Source organism: Bacillus badius NBRC 15713 (assembly GCF_001591605.1).
Classification (GTDB): Bacteria; Bacillota; Bacilli; order Bacillales; family Domibacillaceae; genus Pseudobacillus; species Pseudobacillus badius.
Genome location: NZ_BCVF01000032.1, coordinates 1 through 16,769, shown reverse-complemented (window position 1 = coordinate 16,769; position 16,769 = coordinate 1). Strand labels below are relative to the sequence as shown.

Here is a 16,769-nt window from a genome sequence, read left to right as displayed (position 1 = left end):
CCCTCTCCTTATGAAAACTGTATATTTTTAGAGAAATAATTCCCTTCTACTACAGATATAGCAGACGTGCGAACGTTGACATCTTGCAGCTTAACAAGCGATATGTAGTCTTCTACAAGACGTTCTTCATCATGCTCAGCTTCCACTAATACCGCAATTCCAGCTACGGAGGCATTAAACTCGGCGAGCAGGCTAATCATTCCGTTAATGGTTCCGCCTGCTTTCATAAAATCATCTACGAGCAGTACTTTGGAGCCTTCCTTCAAGCTGCGCTTGGCCAGCACCATGGTCTGTATCCGCTTCGTGGACCCGGACACATAGTTAATGCTGACTGTCGGGCCTTCCGTTACCTTACTGTCCCTGCGTACGACGACGACGGGCACATTTAAGTGGGAGGCAATTGCATGAGCAATAGGAATCCCTTTAGTAGCAACTGTCATAATCGCATCAATGTCCATTCCGGCATAGGCGGAGGCAAGGAGCTTGCCAACTTGATGGATCACCTGGGGATGGCCCAGTAAATCCATCATGTACAAATAGCCGCCGGGAAGAAGCCTTTCCGGATTTTCAATTTGCTCACAAAGGTCGGCGATAAACTGCCGTGCCTCCATCTCGCCAACCTTTGGAAAATATTTCACACCGCCAGCAGCTCCTGGAATCGTTTGAAGCGAGCCGATACCGCGCTGTTCAAATGTTTCTTTGACAATAGATAAATCCTCACTGATCGATGACTTGGCCGATCCGTACCGTTCAGCAAAAAAAGTCAGTGAAACCAGCTGCTGCGGATGCTCGAGTAAATAATGCGTCATATCAATTAACCGTTCACTTCGACGAAACTTCATCTTTTGTTCTACCCTCCTAAAGAGTAAATCCGAATATTTATTTTTAAATATATCTTAATATACGGATTCAATCAATAGGCATCCCTTCTCCTAACAGCCGGACTGCATATACCTGATCACAAAAGCCTCTTAATCCGTTGCAAACCCGGTGCATTCTGGAGTCATGCCGCATCAGGCCGAATACAGTCGGGCCGCTTCCGCTCATCAATACGGCGTCTGCGCCGAACCGCTCCATCTGCTCTTTAATTTGGGCCACTTCCGGGTAGAGCTTTAGTGTGACGGACTCAAGGACATTGCCAAGGTGTGCGCACATTTCATCGTAATTTTTCGTTTCAATGGCAGCCATCATCGCCCGGGTATCCGGATGACGGAGTCCGTTAATTTTCAAGTTCTTATACACTTCCGCTGTGGAAACACCAATCGTCGGCTTGGCCAAAACCACCCAACAATTCGGGGGCGACGGCAGATGCTGTATTTTTTCTCCGCGCCCGGTAGCGAGAGCAGTCCCGCCATACACGCAAAAAGAAACATCCGATCCGATTTCTGCTCCGATTTCCGCCAGTTCATCTAAACTGAGCCCCAGATTCCAAAGTTTGTTTAATCCTTTTAAGGTCGCAGCGGCGTCGCTGCTGCCTCCCGCCAAACCAGCTGCTACTGGAATCACTTTTTCAATGCCGATCGACACACCGGAGCGGATGCCATATCTTTCTTTCAGCAGCATAGCTGCCTGATAAGCTAAATTACGCTTGTCATCGGGAACGAAGCGATTATGGGAGATGATTTTGATTTCATCTTTTTTAAGCGGTTCTAGTTCAATACGGTCTGCAAGATCAACTGTCGTCATGATCATTTCAACCTCATGATATCCATCCGCACGTTTATGCAGCACATCTAGCGTTAAATTAATTTTCGCTGGTGCTTTCATCATTATCTTCACAATAAGCCACCTACTTTGCGCACAATACAGTTTAGCTTATTTTATCACAAAGTCCATTAGGAGTTGTAAATATGATGCATGATGGAACAAATTTCTACACAAAAAGGGATCCGGGTTTCCCCGGATCCCTTAGCGGCTTTTTAGTTAGAAGTCAGCTACAGTGTCAGCGCTTGTTGACAAGCTGGTTTTCTGCAAGTTCAATTGCTCGTTTCACCATGTTACCAGCATCTCGGGCTGTAATGCCGCCCCAGCCTTCTCGTTGAACCGTGTCATAAAAACCTAACTCTTTCGCAAGCTCTTCTTTCAATTGGCCAGACATAATCCCTCTTCTTCTGCCCATTGGTTGCCCTCCTTTTGCCGCTATTCATAGCTTAACCAGCCAGTTTAAAACGATTAGCGGAAAATGAAGGGAACCAGAAAAAGTGAAGTTGCCCTGATCGGCTCCTTCAGACAACCATCTTTCGAACAAGCCGGACTTTCTTTTCAAATAAAAAAGCAGTAAACAATGTGGTTTACTGCAAAATTAAACGGCACTTCCTGCTGCATCTTCAAATGTCAATTCTACTGTTTCTGTCAATACATCTGCATAGCTGTATGACACTCTTTCGAACGCGTTTTCCTCTTGATCCAGCTCCACTACAAAGACAGCTTGATATGTTTCAGCAAGAACCCCGGATCGCTCGATCGTTTTACGGCGTCCTCCATTTGCTTTCAACAAAAGTCTTTTTCCCAGGTTGGAGTCAAGAGATTTCTTAATGTCGGCTAATGTTTTTGGCATCCGCTTCCACCTCACTATTTTTATGATAACATGATTTAAATAGCAAGTCAAATAAATAAAATATTTTATCAATCTGCAGCCCCTTTTGTCAACGTTTTTTATTTTACAAAAACCTGCTTTTTTCATCATATTTTTAGCGTTCCCAATAATCCAATAACCATGACAAAATTATTCTTTGCGTCCATTATTCTTCTTCTGTTTGTTGAAAAGGCATGCCGAGCCGGAGAACTCCCTTTGTTTCAATTCCTCCAAGCCCCTTGTTGCCCGTTAATGTATTTCTAAGTACTTCTCTGACATCCACCATTTCACTGAACGGTGTAAAACCGATCTTCGAGGAGATATACACCGGGTCAAGAGCATGAATATTCACACGAAAGGGCGAGCTGGCAAAATTGGCGCCCGACCGGATTAAAGACTCGAAGTGAGACTGGCAGGCGCCTGCAAAAATAACGAGCTGGTCTAAGTGCGGAATCTTTTTCCTCGCCAGCCGGACCGTTTGCACGAAATATTTAGAGTGGCGGTAAGCGTTTATATCTGATTTGCTTCCTTTTACTTTTGAATAAGAGTCATGCCCGGTAATGACTAATATATCCGGGCGATATTCGTCGATTAATGAGGAAATTTTCTTAGGCATTTCTTCTTCCAGACAGTGCACGCCATAAACCGGAAGACCTATTTTTTCATAGGCGTCTAAACACTTTTTTAAATAATTAGGATCGCCGTCCATGTGAAGAACCCTGCCTGGTATCTGAAAAACATCATTTTCATTCCGATAGCATTTTGTAGCTCGATATTCCTGTCTTTCCTTGATTAGCTCCAGCTCTTGCCTGAACAGATGCAGCGACTGCTCTTCACGCATTCTCGTATCCCGCGTCATTTTTTGCTGCTCATCAGGTCCGACTTCTAATAAATCGGAGAATGGGGCGTCTGCGATCAGCCTATAGTCCTCTCCCGACAAAATAGCAATTTGGCCTTCCTCCGTGTCTTTAATCTCCATGACCCGAAACAGTATGTCATTCCCATAAGATGGGCGGCTGACAATAGAATTAATACGAATCACCATGTGATCATCCCCGTTAATTTTTACTCTTCCGATTATCTTATGCAAAAGGCCCGGAATTGGGGAATGCCAATCTGCAATGGGAGAAAAACAAAAAAGAACGGTCCTTCAGCCATTCTTTGGCTGAAGGACCGTTCTCAGTTTGTCAATCACGGGCGGCCGGAAAGGTGTTGCGCCGAACCTCTTTTGATTCTTGGTTTGTTTCAAGAACGCAGAGAGAAGAGACTGGAGTGGAAATCAGCCACCCCAGCGATCCTCAATTTATGATTTAAAAACAGGATAAAGGGCATTGGCAAGGCGGGCAAATTCTTCAAGAGAAAGGGACTCCCCTCTTCTCAAAGGCTCAATTTCAGCCTGGCTGAGCGCCTCAATGACCGCTTCCTTCTTCTCTTTGCCTTGAGGCAGCTGATTCGTTAAATTATTTAAAATCGTTTTCCGGCGCTGGGCAAAGGACGCACGGGTAACTGTAAAGAAGAATTGTTCATTCGTCACTTCAACCGCCGGCTTCTCTCTTTTCAACAGCTTGATCACGGCAGAATCGACATTGGGCTGCGGCATAAAGACGGTTTTCGGCACAATAAAAGCGGTTTCCGCTGTCATGTAATACTGGATAGCAATTGACAAGGAACCATACTCCTTCGTGCCCGGCTTGGCCGAAATGCGGTCGGCTACTTCTTTTTGAAGCATGATAACCATGCCTTTAATCGGGACTTTTTCCTCAAGAAGCTTCATAATAATCGGTGTCGTCACATAATAAGGCAAGTTGGCCACGACCATTAACTGTTCAAAATCAGTAAATTCCTGCTCAACTATTTGAGCGACATCTGCTTTTAACACATCTTCATGAATAATTTTCACATTATCATAAGGAGACAGCGTATCAGAGAGAATCGGCAGCAGCCGCTGATCAATTTCAAAAGCCACGACCTTTCCTGCAGAACGGGCCACATGCTCTGTCAAAGCACCAATGCCAGGCCCGATCTCAATGGCGCCGGTCTCCTTCGTCAGCTCCGCTGTTTCAGTAATCCGCCGTAAAATATTAGGGTCGATTAAAAAGTTTTGTCCTAAGCTTTTCTTGAAAGAAAAACCATACTTCTCCAGTATCTCTTTCGTTCGCGTGGGAGTAGCAATATCCTTCATGTTCTTTCCTCCTGCAACACTTCTTTTAAAGCTTGGGCAAACTGCTCCTGGGTAATTTGGAACATAAGCAGCCGGTTATAAAGCTGCTTGCCATTCGTATAGCCGATCCGCAGCTTTTCGCCAAGCCTTTTTCTTCTTTCTTTTGCCTGTGCACCGCCAATTAATCCGGCATCCACTAAATCTTCCTTGGATATTTGTTCGACGGCTTCTTTCTCAACTGTCTGGGCATCTTTCAGCGCCTTACGGATGGCTTCTGCAGAAGCATGCTCTACCCCTACGCCTCGTCCTCTTTTCTCGATCGCCTCATGCTTAGGCAAGAAAGCATGCTTGCAATCGGGCACATGGCCGGCCACAATGTGTCTAATCCGCTCGCCCGGGTAGTCCGGATCTGTAAAGACGATGACCCCTCTCGTTTCTTGGGCCAGCTTGATGCTTTCAATCACCGCCGCTGGAACTGCCGAGCCATTGGTTTCAATCGTATCCGCGTTTACTGCCCTCTTAATGGCGGTTGTATCATCTTTTCCTTCTACTACAATAATCTCTTTGATTTTCATCGGAGCCCTCACTGCCCGATGCGAAAAAGCTGACGGGCATTTTCAGTTGTAGCGCTGGCTACTTCTTCGTAGTCCAAGCCCTTTAGCTCAGCAATTTGTTCTGCCACCAGCTTCACATAAGCCGGTTCATTGCGCTTGCCGCGATATGGATGCGGCGTCAAATAAGGACAATCCGTTTCAATGAGCAGCTTATCGAGAGGAACAGCAGCAGCCACCTCTTTCGGCTTTTTCGCATTTTTAAATGTGACGGGTCCGCCAAGCGAAATGTAAAAATTCATGCCGATACATTCATGAGCTGTTTCCACGCTGCCGCTGAAAGAATGCATAATTCCGCCGACTTCTTCTGCTCCCTCTGCTTTTAGGATGTCAACGATGTCCTGTGTCGCTTCCCGATTGTGAATAATGATCGGCAGCTTAACTTTTTTGGCGAGGCGGATTTGCTTGCGGAATACTTCTTTTTGAATATCGGCAGGTGACTTATCCCAGTGGTAGTCAAGCCCCATCTCCCCTAAAGCTACGACTTTCGGATGCGCCGCCAGTTCTTCCAGCCAAGCAAGATCCTCATCTTGCATATCAATCGCGTCCACCGGATGCCAGCCGACACTGGCATACAAAAAGTCATACTTTTCAATGAGCTCCATTGCTTTCTCAATCGTCGGACGGTCAAAGCCGACAACGACCATGTTTTCTACCCCTGCTTCTTGAGCCCGCCCGATCACTTCTTCTATATCTTCTTTATATTGCTCCGCATTTAAATGAACATGTGTATCGAATAGCAATCTTTTCATCCTTTCTAAAAGAAAAACATAGACGTTCCCGTTGAATAATCGTTCCACGTGAAACATTCTATGTTTTTCCATTTAATCATTTATTTAATCCGTGAACCGTTCGGCAAGCTTTCGTCTACACGGACTAATGATAATACGCCGTCAGACTTGCCCGCAAGAATCATGCCCTGTGATAGCTCTCCCCGAAGCTTAACAGGTTTCAAGTTAGCAACAACGACCACTTTGCGTCCAACAAGCTCTTCTGGTTTATAAAATTCAGCAATGCCTGAAACGACTTGGCGTTTTTCAAAGCCAAGATCCAGCTGAAGCTTTAATAACTTATCCGCTTTTTTAACTGGCTCCGCTGCAAGGACAGTCGCTGAGCGTAAATCAATGTTCATAAAATCATCAATTTTGATTTCATCCGCCAATTCCGCTTTCGATTCCTCTTTTGGCTCCTCCTTCTTCTCAGGAGCTCCTTGCATTTTCTCTTTGATGTAGGAAATTTCTTCCTCAATCTCAAGACGAGGGAAAATCGGCTCTCCTTTTTTGACAACTGTCGTTCCTTCTGGAATCATTCCGAATTCAGACAGGCTTTCCCATGACTGCAGTTCTTCACTTTGGATATTCAGTTGTTCAAACATCTTCTGCGGCGTACGTGTTAGGAACGGCTTCAGAAGAACAGCGATCCGGCGCAAGGATTCGGCTAAATGAACCATTACATCGCCAAGCTTGTCTTTCTCTTCCGCTTTGGCAAGCACCCATGGCTGGGTTTCATCAATGTATTTATTTGTCCGGCTGACCAGCTGCCAGAGAGCAGAAAGCGCAACGGAGAATTCCATTTTTTCCATAGCTTCCTCGTATTGGCTGACTGTTTCCATATTCATTTGCTGGAGCTGCTGATCAAACTCTCCATTTGAACCTTTATAGACTGGAATGACGCCATCAAAATATTTATTGATCATCGCCACTGTACGGTTAAGCAGGTTGCCTAAATCATTCGCTAAGTCGTAGTTAATGCGCTCGATGAATCCTTCTGGCGTAAATACGCCATCTGAACCGAATGGCACTTCGCGAAGCAAATAGTAGCGCAGCGCATCGAGGCCGTAACGATCAATTAACGTGACCGGATCGACTACGTTTCCTTTGGACTTCGACATTTTTCCGTCTTTCATCAGCAGCCATCCATGGGCGAATACTTTTTTAGGCAGAGGCAGATCCAGAGCCATCAGCATAATTGGCCAGTAAATGGTATGGAAACGGACAATTTCCTTCCCTACAAGATGAACATTGGCCGGCCAATACTTTTGATATTTCTCATCATTTTCCGTTCCATAACCGAGCGCTGTAATATAGTTGGAAAGAGCGTCGATCCAGACATAGATGACATGTTTCGGATCACCCGGTACCTTGATGCCCCAATCAAACGTTGTTCTGGATACAGCCAAATCCTCCAGTCCCGGCTTAATGAAGTTATTAATCATTTCATTTTTGCGGGATTCCGGTTGAATAAAGTCCGGGTTGGCCTCATAAAACTCAAGCAGGCGATCAGCATATTTGCTCATTTTGAAGAAGTAAGACTGCTCTTTTACTTTTTCTACCGCACGGCCGCAATCCGGACAATTGCCGTTTTCCAGCTGACGCTCAGTAAAGAAAGACTCACAAGGTGTGCAGTACCAGCCTTCATACTCATCAAGGTAAATATCGCCTTGGTCCAATAACTGCTTAAAGATTTTTTCAACGATAGCTTTATGCCGGTCTTCCGTTGTGCGAATGAAGTCATCATAGGAAATATCAAGCTTATTCCACAGCTCTTGAATGCCGGAAACAATATTGTCGACATATTGCTGCGGAGTCACTCCCGTTTCCTCCGCCTTTCGCTGAATTTTTTGCCCATGCTCGTCTGTTCCTGTTAAATACATAACATCAAAACCGCGCAGCCGTTTATAGCGCGCCATGGCGTCACCGGCTACCGTTGTATAGGCATGTCCGATATGAAGGTTTCCACTCGGATAATAAATAGGTGTCGTCAAATAAAAAGTTTTCTTTTGATCGTTCACTTTGTACCCCTCCTCAAAACGCTGATTCTTATGTAGAAAAGCCCTCACCCGGCGGTTGAGAGCTTTCTTTTCCATTCATGCCCCTAGCGGACAATTCATACTTAAATTTATTGACATTATGACTATTATACAAAAAAAATATACATAGCAAGCGGCAAAAGGACCGCTTCTTTTATTTTCTCTTATTCAGAGCCAATTGTAAATATTAAACTCTCCTAATCTTCATTGAATTCGTGGATTCGACATTTCATTTGTCCTATTCGACATTTTTTTCGAAATTTACCATTCCAATTTTAACCAATAGCCCAGAAACGTTGATATATCAATATTTCATTACCTTTACATTCCTTGGTAAAATTACATTTTCTTGTTGACGACCTTGGGAATAGCTGGTATGATAAGGACATAAGTAAAAAATATGTCGAAAATTGACGATTAAGCTTTATGTTTTTTTAATAAAAACATTTTGGAAGGAGCAAACAAAATGAAATCAACAGGTATTGTTCGTAAAGTTGACGAGTTGGGCCGCGTAGTTATTCCAATTGAACTTCGCCGTACATTAGGAATCGCTGAAAAAGATGCGCTTGAAATCTATGTAGACGATGATAAAATCATCCTTAAAAAGTATAAACCAAGCATGACTTGCCACATTACAGGAGAAGTTTCAGACGATAACATCAAACTTGCAGGCGGAAAATTAATTCTTAGCCGTGAGGGTGCAGAACAGCTTATAAAAGAAATTTCCGAGTCATTTGCTTCTCAAAAATAAAAAACAAACGAGCCTCGCTGGCTCGTTTTTATTTTGCTTATAGATGAAAGTCGCTGGTTCCCGTTCCAAGCGCTTTGGTTTTATGCAGAGAGCTCTGTCTGTCTTTCAAATCAGGCGGGAAATTAACAAGGGGTTCGGAATAAAGCCATTCCGAACCCCTTTTGTCGCTAAACCGAAACGAGTCGGCTACTCCACATGATAAGCTTGGTACACTTCCCGCTTTCCTATGCTTCGGTCAACGGCCGTTTGTTTAATCGCCTCTTTGGAGGAAAGCTGTTTGTCATGAATATAATGATCTACATGTTCGACAATGGAATAAGAAGACCACCATTCTTTCTCCTCCAACTCCTCCGGCGCTTCATTTCCTTCGACAATCAAGCAAAACTCTCCAAGGATTTCTTCTTCTCTTGACCAAGTCAGCGCTTCTTCAATTGTCCCCCGCAAAAACTCTTCAAACTTCTTTGTCAGCTCCCGGCATAGTACGATTTTCCTGTCTGCTCCTAAAGCGTCGGCCATGAGAGCAAGCGTATCCTTTAGGCGATGGGGCGATTCATACAAAATAAACGTGCTGCGTGCTTTATTTAACTCGGCCAGCTGCGCTTTTTTCTCTTTTTTGTGCCGGCTTAAAAAGCCATAGAAATAAAAAGGCTGGGGCGCAAGACCAGAAGCGATCAAAGCGGTCAGTGCGGCGTTCGCGCCAGGCAAAGGGATCACCGTGATGCCCTGGCTGATAGCAGCAGCTGTCAGCTCATATCCCGGATCTGAAATGGAAGGCATGCCAGCGTCACTGACAAGAGCAACCGTTTCTCCTTGTTTCATACGCTCCAGCAGCTGCTGCCCGCTCGTTTCCTTGTTGTGTTCATGATAGCTTGTAATCGGGGTAGCAATCTCAAAATAATTGCAAAGCTTCTTTGTATTGCGCGTATCCTCAGCAGCAATCACATTGGCTTCCTTCATTATCCGGATCGCCCGGAAGGTCATATCTTCCAGATTGCCGATCGGTGTAGGGACAAGGTAAAGAGCCCCTCCCTCATGGATAAAACTTTTTTGACTATCTATCATAGCAGCTGCCCTCCCTCTGCAAATAATCCACCTTTTGCTTTCGTGTCAGTTGTTTAAAGGCGTATTCTGCCCGCATGGCCTCTGTCACTGTATGAAACCTTTCCCAGTGAATCAGGCGCACAGGTCCTCTGCCTCGTGTATATTTCGCCCCTTTTCCGGAATTGTGGGCTTTTAATCTCTTCTCTAAATCCGTCGTGTAGCCTCCATAGAAGGAGTGATCACTGCATTCCAGCACGTAAAAAAAATGATCAGTGCTTTTCTCCATATAACATCTCTCTTACTTCCTCGGTGTATTCGCCATTTTCATCATACACGAATAACGGCGGCAAGATTTTGATATCAGGCGCTCCATCCTTCATTCCTTCAATCAATACGGTATTTGCTTCCCTTCCCATTTTCGGATAAACGAAACGAAGACGCTTCGGTTCCAGGCGATATTTTCTCATTAAGGTGATCAAATCAAGCAATCGGCCTGGCCGGTGGACAAAGGCAGCCTTTCCGCCCTGCTTCAGCAGCTCGCTGCTCGAACGTATACAGTCTTCAAGCGTACAATAAATTTCATGGCGGGCAATAGCCAAGTGTTCATTCATATTTACTTCTTTGTTAGATGGCGTGACAAAATAAGGAGGATTGCAAGTAACGACACTATGTTTTTCATAGCCTAATTGAGCCGGAGCCTCTTTTAAATCTCCATGCACCATAGCAATTCTTTCATTGAGTCCATTATACTCAATGCTGCGCACAGCCATATCATATAAACGCTCCTGGATTTCCACGCCGATGATCGGCACATTGGTTTTGGCACTCATCAGCAAAGGCACCACCCCGTTTCCGGAGCATAAATCGACAATAGAGCCTTTTTTGAGCGGCAAATAGGCGAACCTTGCAAGCAGCACCGCATCAAGCGAAAAAGCAAAAACAGACGGGCTTTGAATAATTCTTAGTTCCTCCGCCAGCAAATAATCAAGCCGTTCATCATCCTTTAATACAACCATTCTTCCGTTCCTCCTGTTTTTCCAAAAGCAAAGTATCGTATGAAGGTTGGCTCAAACCTTCTTAGTGAACAAAGCATTTACAAAAAGAAAAGCTGTCCGTACAGGCCGCACTGCCGCTTCATCCAGGAAGAAGATTCTCTTTCCCCCCAAATGCTGCACAGCTTCGGTACCGGCCTTTGTGGACAGCCTCACTAACATACTCAGTTATTTTTTATTTAAAAATGATAAACAAAACAAGCAATCTTCGTCTTTGCGCGGACTTCCAAAATGAATATTGCAAATATGAAAACCTTCCTGATACAATCTTGCCAGGTTATCATAACCTTCGCCTATATCTATCAGCTTTGAAAAACTCTTATCGCTGGTCTCCTTGTCCATCTCCCGGCCGGCTTGCTGATGCGAAAACTCAATTTCTTCCAGCCGGCGCCGTAAATGCTCATTCTCCAATCGCAAGGAATGATTTTCTTCCATCGTATGCACTAAACCTTTTTTCAAATCTCCAAGCTGCTTGTACAGCTGGCTGATTTGCATTTCCATATCGCTGACCGAATCAAGCAATTCTTTTTTGTTCACCCGTTCCACCCCATTACTCTGTGGCTTGTACTGACACGGCACCTTCTGCCCCAATCTCATCAATAGTGAATTCAAGGATCCGCTCGTGGTTGAATACTTCTACTTGAAGCACCCGTTCTAGAATATTCAAACCGATTACCTTTCCGGCACCATGAGGGGTGTTCACTTTCGTCCCTACATCAGGAAGAAGCTCTTTTGCTGCTTCATATTCATCATTTTCATACTTTAAGCAGCACATCAACCGGCCGCACAAACCTGAAATCTTTGTTGGGTTTAATGAGAGGTTCTGATCCTTCGCCATTTTAATTGAAACTGGCTCGAAATCCCCCAAGAAAGTCGAGCAGCAAAGCATTCTGCCGCATGGACCAATCCCGCCAAGCATTTTGGCCTCATCACGGACACCAATTTGCCGAAGTTCAATTCTCGTTCGGAAAATAGCTGCCAAATCTTTGACAAGCTCCCGGAAATCCACTCTTCCGTCTGCTGTAAAATAAAAAATCACCTTGTTGCGATCAAATGTGTATTCTACGTCAACAAGTTTCATATCCAGCTTATGTTCAGTGATTTTCTGGCAGCAAATATCGAAAGCTTCCGCCGCTGCCGCCTTGTTTTCCTCCACAATCAGCCGATCTTTCTGATCAGCTTTACGGATGACTTTTTTTAAAGGAAGAACGATATCATCATCTTCTACCTTTTTCGGCCCGACGACTACTTCACCGTGCTCTACGCCTCTAGCTGTCTCTACAATTACATGGTCGTTTTTCTCAACGCCCAGATCCATTGGATCAAAATAATATATTTTACCCGCTTTTTTAAAGCGTACTCCTACTACATCATACAAAGGATGCTCCCCCCTGCAATTTTAGCACAAGCTGCTCCATTAGCAGCTGTGGATTCATATTAGCATCAAGTTTCCGCTTTGCCTCTAAAATAGCAGTTATCTGCTCTGTTGTGTTTACAATGGAAGAATGAAGAGCTGTGTTCTTGAGCAAGGCCAGCTGATCAGGATACGCCAACCCTTGTTCGTTTCCTGTCTGAATGGACAGCAAATCCTTGAAAAGCAGCAATAAAAGATCCAATGCAAGACTTACTTGTTGTTTATCTTTAAAATGCCCGTTAAAGTCCTCCTGCAATTTTACCATTGCTTCTAATGGGTTCTTCAGCAGGACTTCGTATAATTTTAACACTATCTTGCGTGACTGTGCAAACCACTCTTCAGTGCCCAGCCGAAACGCCTCATCAAAATTATTTGTCAGCCTTGAAACCAGTGCAGCCATCGGCAGGGAAACCTCTTTTTCAATCAATTTATTTTTAAGAAGATCTGGAGGCAGCGGCTTGAAAGAAAGAAGCTGGCAGCGGGAAATAATTGTCGGCAGCATCCGCTGTGCCTGTTCGGTTAACAGCAGGGCAACGGTATCAGCTGCCGGCTCTTCTAAAAACTTAAGTAAACTGTTGGCAGCGCTAGCTGTCATCTTATCCGCATGATTGATAATATATATTTTTCTGTTCGCTTCTACAGCTGTTTTGCTGAATTCCTGCTGCAAAAAAACAATCTGCTGCTTTTTAATAGATAATCCATCCGGTTCAACAATATGGACATCGGGATGATTGCCGCTGTCAATCCGCCGGCAATTGCTGCACTCGTTGCAAGGCATTATGCCCTCTTCTTCACAAAGCAGGCTTTTGGCAAAGTAGAGAGCCGTTTGCTTTTTTCCTGTTCCTGGATCTCCTTCTAACAAATAAGCGTGAGCTACCCGGCCTTTTGCCAGGCCATTCATTATCATTTTGAGCACAATAGGCTGCAGTTCATTTAAATCTTTCCATATATCGGACACTTTCATCCCCGCCTATGTGTATAAATTTATAATTAATCCTTTAATTTCGCCGATCTGGTCAAGCAAATCGACAGATGATTTTTCCTGTTTCATAATATCTTCTGTTAGCTGGATTAGTTTTTCATCAATCGTTTCAACCGTTTTTAACTTGCGTCCTTCTCCAAATTGATTCCATGTATGAGAATTCTTTAAGTTCATGCCGAAGTCGACCGCTTCTCTAATAAAGCGCCGCACGAGCGTTTTATATTTGGCCATGTCTTGAAATGTCCGGGAACGAGCCAACCGTTCTCCCGCCCCTTCAATATCGCCCAGCAGCTTCTCCAGCTGCTCTGTTTTCATCTGGTGGCCTTGATGCTGAACAAGTCCGGCAAATTTCGAAGAGCCTGTCTGTCCAGGCTTCTGATCTGTCCGCACCTTATCTATATTGAAGTTCAAATCCTTGTTGATTTTCATCGTCTAATCCCCTATTAAAATTGATGAAATTGCTCTACTGGCAAGACAAACACAGTCGCTCCGCCTACCGGCACTTCTACAGGATAAGGAACATATGAATCAGCATTGCCTCCCATCGGGGAAACCGGTGCGACCATCTGATCCCGTGACTGGCAGTTTTCTTTAATAATAGCAAGCGCCCGATCCAAACGGATATCATCTGTCCCGATAATAAAGGTTGTATTTCCTGCCTTCAAAAACCCGCCTGTTGTAGCAAGTTTCGTTGCCCGGAAATTGTTCTCTATCAGAGCCTGGGATAAACGGTGGCTATCTTGATCTTGCACTACTGCCAAAATTAACTTCATTCCTTTTCCTCCTCTTTTTATCCTCTTTCTGTTATTATACCAAGAAAAAGAGTGTTTTTTTGAATTGTACAAACAATATTATGAAAAAAGAACTCCTTTTCCAGGAATTCTTTTACTCTTGCCGGCTTTTGATCTTAGCCAAAATGAACTTTAAACTTTCCTGATAAACGGACTCAATAGATGCTTCTGCATCTATAACGGCAATGCGTTCAGGAAATTGGCTCGCCAGCTGCAAATAGCCTTCTCTGACTTTTTGGTGGAATGATAGAGCCTCCAAATCCAAGCGATTGACTTCCTGTTCCCTATGAGCTTTAATCCGCTCTAAGCCAACCTCCGGGCGCACATCAAACAGCAAGGTCAAGTGGGGCATAAAATCTCCAATTGCAAAGCGGTTAATGTCATAGACGGCCTCCATGCCTAATCCCCTTGCGTATCCTTGATAAGCGAGAGAGCTATCAATAAAGCGGTCGCAAAGGACGATGCGGCCTTCTTCAAGAGCAGGCATGATCTTTTCGACGAGATGCTGCCTTCTTGCAGCCGCATACAGCAGCGCTTCGGTCCGCCCGTCCATTAATACATTCTCCCTATTCAAAATTACTTCCCGTATTTGCTCTGCTATCGAAATGCCTCCCGGCTCACGGGTGGCGGTAACTGTTTGTCCGGCTTCTTCCAGGCCCTGTGTCAAACGCTGGATAATACTTGTTTTACCGGCCCCCTCCGGCCCTTCAATCGTGATAAACCATCCTTGTTTCATATCTTCCTCCGCTTGATTAGTTATTAATCTGGTTGTCGATGAAAACAGCCAATTTCTTTTCCTTCAATTTTTGTCCGCCTTGTATATGAACTCCCTGCTGAAGCCACTCCTCCACTGCCAGCGTTTGTTCTTCTGCTATCTTTTCTCCGCTCATAATACATGGGATTCCTGGAGGATAGGGAATAATCGTTTCTGCTGCAATTCTTCCCGTCACTTCCTGGATATCTTTCCATTCGATTGGCGCTGTTTCCTGCTCTTTATAAGATAAAGCAAGCGCAGACACTTTTTGCTGAGACAGTATCGGCGCAGGAAACAAACAGGCGGGTCTCTCTTCTAATTTAAGTTCTGAGAGCTTTTGCGCTGCCTCATTAAAGAAAGCATCATCTCCTTGTTTGACTAGCGGAAGCGTACAGAGAACTTGAGCCGCATCGGCCATCTCCGTATAAATATGTACTTGCTCCAACGTCTTTTGCAACTCATAACCGCTGTATCCTGACTTTCTAAGCATCATTTTCAACGGATCGTCCGGAAAAATCACCTCAATTCCTTTCCGGTGCAGCAGCAAGGCTAACAGGTCTCTCCTTTGCAGTGCAAATGACTGATCCGCTTTTGTCATGCCGGCTAAATAAGCACGGGCTGCGTCCAAAGAAGCCATAATAGGATAGGAGGGACTGCTTGACTGCAGTGCCTGTAAATAAAACTCCAGTTTTTCAAGCGGCACATCGGCAGATTGCACATGGAGATAGGAGCCCATGGTCATTGCCGGAAGCATTTTATGAGCCGAATGAACAACGATATCTGCCCCCAATTCTAAAGAGCTTGCAGGAAAGGGCTCCGGCAAGATAAAGTGAGGACCATGGGCTTCATCCACAAGTACAAAGGAGCCATGCTGCTTTGCCAGCTTAATGATATCCTCCTTCATTCCTGCCATTCCATAATAAGTGGGATACGTAAAGACCACTGCTTTGGCAGAAGGAAAGCGGTCATAGGCTGCTGTTAATGTATCAAGGCCTATATGGCCTGCTGCTTGCAGGTCTCTATCATACTCTGTATCTAAAAAAACCGGGTTCAGCCTGGCCAACTTCAATGCATGAAAAATAGACTTGTGAGCATTGCGCTGGACGAAAACAGTATCTCCTTCTTTGCATACGGACATAATCATAGCTAAATTGCCCACAGTACTTCCATTGACTAAAAAGTAACTTTTTCTCGTCTGGTATAAGTCCGTTAATAGCTGCTGTGCTTCCCAAATACAGCCTTCAGGTGAATGGAGATCATCCATTCCAGTGATTTCAGTCATATCATAGCGCAAGAAAGACTGAAAGCCAGCAGGCAGCTTCTCCCTCGGCACTAAACCATTTTTATGTCCCGGCACGTGGAAGGACAGAGGGAGCTGCTTTATATGCCGCTGTAATGCATCAACAATTGGGGTGTCTGTTTGTTTCAATGAACATCCTGCCTTTTCTTATACTTTTCTCTTAGCCTAACATACTAACGGAACGGGATCACGAAAAAACAGGGGGCTTTCTTATTTTGCTTAGTTTTTTTACAAACTCTGCATACTTCGGCGATTCAGGCTCTGTCTCGACCATTTCTCTTTCACACTCATGGCAAATAAATGCTGTATAGAGATACAAGCCTTCTTTCTTTTCTTTTTCACAGACAATACAGGTTTTGATTTTATTTGATTCCTTCATCTTCTCCACCTCCTGAAAGCTAGTATGCCCCCTGTGTATGGAAAATATACGAATCTAGTGATTTTGATTTTCTTCTTAAATATGAGCCCTAACAGAAAAGGTGATTCAAAAATCGCTTTTAAACGATTTTTGAATCACCTTTTTCGGTT

At 44.4% G+C, this 16,769-nt stretch carries 21 protein-coding genes; 1 reads left to right on the top strand and 20 read right to left on the bottom strand.

Going from position 1 to position 16,769, the window contains the following annotated elements:
• Positions 1-8 precede the first annotated feature (8 nt).
• The 9 genes from purR to metG all read right to left on the bottom strand — a co-directional run bounded on the left by purR (position 9) and on the right by metG (position 8,213).
• A complete protein-coding gene (gene purR, locus BBA02S_RS14820) occupies positions 9-842 on the bottom strand; it encodes a pur operon repressor (protein WP_041101890.1) in 834 nt (277 codons plus the stop codon).
• A 67-nt stretch (positions 843-909) separates the two neighbouring features.
• Complete coding sequence (ispE, locus tag BBA02S_RS14815) at positions 910-1,779, bottom strand: 4-(cytidine 5'-diphospho)-2-C-methyl-D-erythritol kinase (protein ID WP_041114451.1); 870 nt, start codon at positions 1,777-1,779, stop codon at positions 910-912.
• A gap of 163 nt (positions 1,780-1,942) precedes the next feature.
• Positions 1,943-2,119 carry a small, acid-soluble spore protein, alpha/beta type gene (locus BBA02S_RS14810; protein ID WP_041114450.1) on the bottom strand — a complete coding sequence of 59 codons (177 nt, stop codon included), beginning with the start codon at positions 2,117-2,119 and terminating at the stop codon, positions 1,943-1,945.
• 183 nt (positions 2,120-2,302) lie between these two features.
• Positions 2,303-2,557 carry a biofilm formation stimulator Veg gene (gene veg / locus BBA02S_RS14805; protein WP_041101887.1) on the bottom strand — a complete coding sequence of 85 codons (255 nt, stop codon included), beginning with the start codon at positions 2,555-2,557 and terminating at the stop codon, positions 2,303-2,305.
• Between the two features lie 184 nt (positions 2,558-2,741).
• Positions 2,742-3,620 (bottom strand): sporulation peptidase YabG, encoded by an 879-nt coding sequence (yabG, locus tag BBA02S_RS14800; RefSeq protein WP_041101886.1) that lies wholly within the window; start codon positions 3,618-3,620, stop codon positions 2,742-2,744.
• 258 nt (positions 3,621-3,878) lie between these two features.
• The gene (gene rsmA / locus BBA02S_RS14790) at positions 3,879-4,757 is read right to left on the bottom strand and encodes a 16S rRNA (adenine(1518)-N(6)/adenine(1519)-N(6))-dimethyltransferase RsmA (RefSeq protein WP_041101884.1); all 879 of its coding nucleotides are present in this window, start codon (positions 4,755-4,757) and stop codon (positions 3,879-3,881) included.
• Positions 4,754-5,311: a ribonuclease M5 gene (gene rnmV, locus BBA02S_RS14785; protein ID WP_041101883.1), complete on the bottom strand. Its 558-nt coding sequence runs from the start codon at positions 5,309-5,311 to the stop codon at positions 4,754-4,756. Before rnmV ends, rsmA begins: the two co-directional genes overlap by 4 nt.
• 8 nt (positions 5,312-5,319) lie before the next feature.
• Entirely contained in the window at positions 5,320-6,090 is a 771-nt protein-coding gene (locus tag BBA02S_RS14780) for a TatD family hydrolase (RefSeq protein WP_041114465.1), read from the bottom strand.
• Between the two features lie 89 nt (positions 6,091-6,179).
• Positions 6,180-8,213 (bottom strand): methionine--tRNA ligase, encoded by a 2,034-nt coding sequence (metG, locus tag BBA02S_RS14775; RefSeq protein ID WP_082040283.1) that lies wholly within the window; start codon positions 8,211-8,213, stop codon positions 6,180-6,182.
• Between the two features lie 409 nt (positions 8,214-8,622).
• Here metG and BBA02S_RS14770 point away from each other — a divergent pair, with 409 nt between their 5' ends.
• Entirely contained in the window at positions 8,623-8,907 is a 285-nt protein-coding gene (locus tag BBA02S_RS14770) for an AbrB/MazE/SpoVT family DNA-binding domain-containing protein (RefSeq protein WP_041101882.1), read from the top strand.
• Positions 8,908-9,093: 186 nt separating this feature from the next.
• Here the strand turns inward: BBA02S_RS14770 and rsmI are convergent, their stop codons facing one another.
• The 11 genes from rsmI to BBA02S_RS14715 all read right to left on the bottom strand — a co-directional run bounded on the left by rsmI (position 9,094) and on the right by BBA02S_RS14715 (position 16,620).
• Positions 9,094-9,966, bottom strand: coding sequence for a 16S rRNA (cytidine(1402)-2'-O)-methyltransferase (rsmI, locus tag BBA02S_RS14765; RefSeq protein ID WP_087903786.1), 873 nt, complete (start codon positions 9,964-9,966; stop codon positions 9,094-9,096).
• Positions 9,959-10,234, bottom strand: coding sequence for a GIY-YIG nuclease family protein (locus BBA02S_RS14760; protein ID WP_041101874.1), 276 nt, complete (start codon positions 10,232-10,234; stop codon positions 9,959-9,961). Before BBA02S_RS14760 ends, rsmI begins: the two co-directional genes overlap by 8 nt.
• On the bottom strand, positions 10,218-10,964 hold the full coding sequence (locus BBA02S_RS14755) for a tRNA1(Val) (adenine(37)-N6)-methyltransferase (protein ID WP_041114448.1): 747 nt from the start codon (positions 10,962-10,964) through the stop codon (positions 10,218-10,220). Before BBA02S_RS14755 ends, BBA02S_RS14760 begins: the two co-directional genes overlap by 17 nt.
• A gap of 204 nt (positions 10,965-11,168) precedes the next feature.
• A complete protein-coding gene (yabA, locus tag BBA02S_RS14750) occupies positions 11,169-11,537 on the bottom strand; it encodes a DNA replication initiation control protein YabA (protein ID WP_041101872.1) in 369 nt (122 codons plus the stop codon).
• Between the two features lie 13 nt (positions 11,538-11,550).
• Positions 11,551-12,378, bottom strand: a complete 828-nt coding sequence (locus tag BBA02S_RS14745; protein WP_041101871.1) for a PSP1 domain-containing protein — start codon at positions 12,376-12,378, stop codon at positions 11,551-11,553.
• The gene (holB, locus tag BBA02S_RS14740) at positions 12,371-13,372 is read right to left on the bottom strand and encodes a DNA polymerase III subunit delta' (RefSeq protein WP_041114447.1); all 1,002 of its coding nucleotides are present in this window, start codon (positions 13,370-13,372) and stop codon (positions 12,371-12,373) included. The genes BBA02S_RS14745 and holB overlap by 8 nt, the downstream gene beginning before the upstream one ends.
• Before the next feature lie 12 nt (positions 13,373-13,384).
• Positions 13,385-13,825: a YaaR family protein gene (locus BBA02S_RS14735; protein ID WP_041101869.1), complete on the bottom strand. Its 441-nt coding sequence runs from the start codon at positions 13,823-13,825 to the stop codon at positions 13,385-13,387.
• A 14-nt stretch (positions 13,826-13,839) separates the two neighbouring features.
• Positions 13,840-14,169, bottom strand: coding sequence for a cyclic-di-AMP receptor (locus BBA02S_RS14730; protein WP_041101868.1), 330 nt, complete (start codon positions 14,167-14,169; stop codon positions 13,840-13,842).
• 112 nt (positions 14,170-14,281) lie between these two features.
• Positions 14,282-14,923, bottom strand: coding sequence for a dTMP kinase (gene tmk / locus BBA02S_RS14725; protein WP_041101863.1), 642 nt, complete (start codon positions 14,921-14,923; stop codon positions 14,282-14,284).
• A gap of 16 nt (positions 14,924-14,939) precedes the next feature.
• Positions 14,940-16,370 carry an aminotransferase class I/II-fold pyridoxal phosphate-dependent enzyme gene (locus tag BBA02S_RS14720; RefSeq protein WP_041101861.1) on the bottom strand — a complete coding sequence of 477 codons (1,431 nt, stop codon included), beginning with the start codon at positions 16,368-16,370 and terminating at the stop codon, positions 14,940-14,942.
• 58 nt (positions 16,371-16,428) lie between these two features.
• A complete protein-coding gene (locus tag BBA02S_RS14715) occupies positions 16,429-16,620 on the bottom strand; it encodes a sigma factor G inhibitor Gin (RefSeq protein ID WP_041101859.1) in 192 nt (63 codons plus the stop codon).
• Positions 16,621-16,769: the final 149 nt, after the last annotated feature.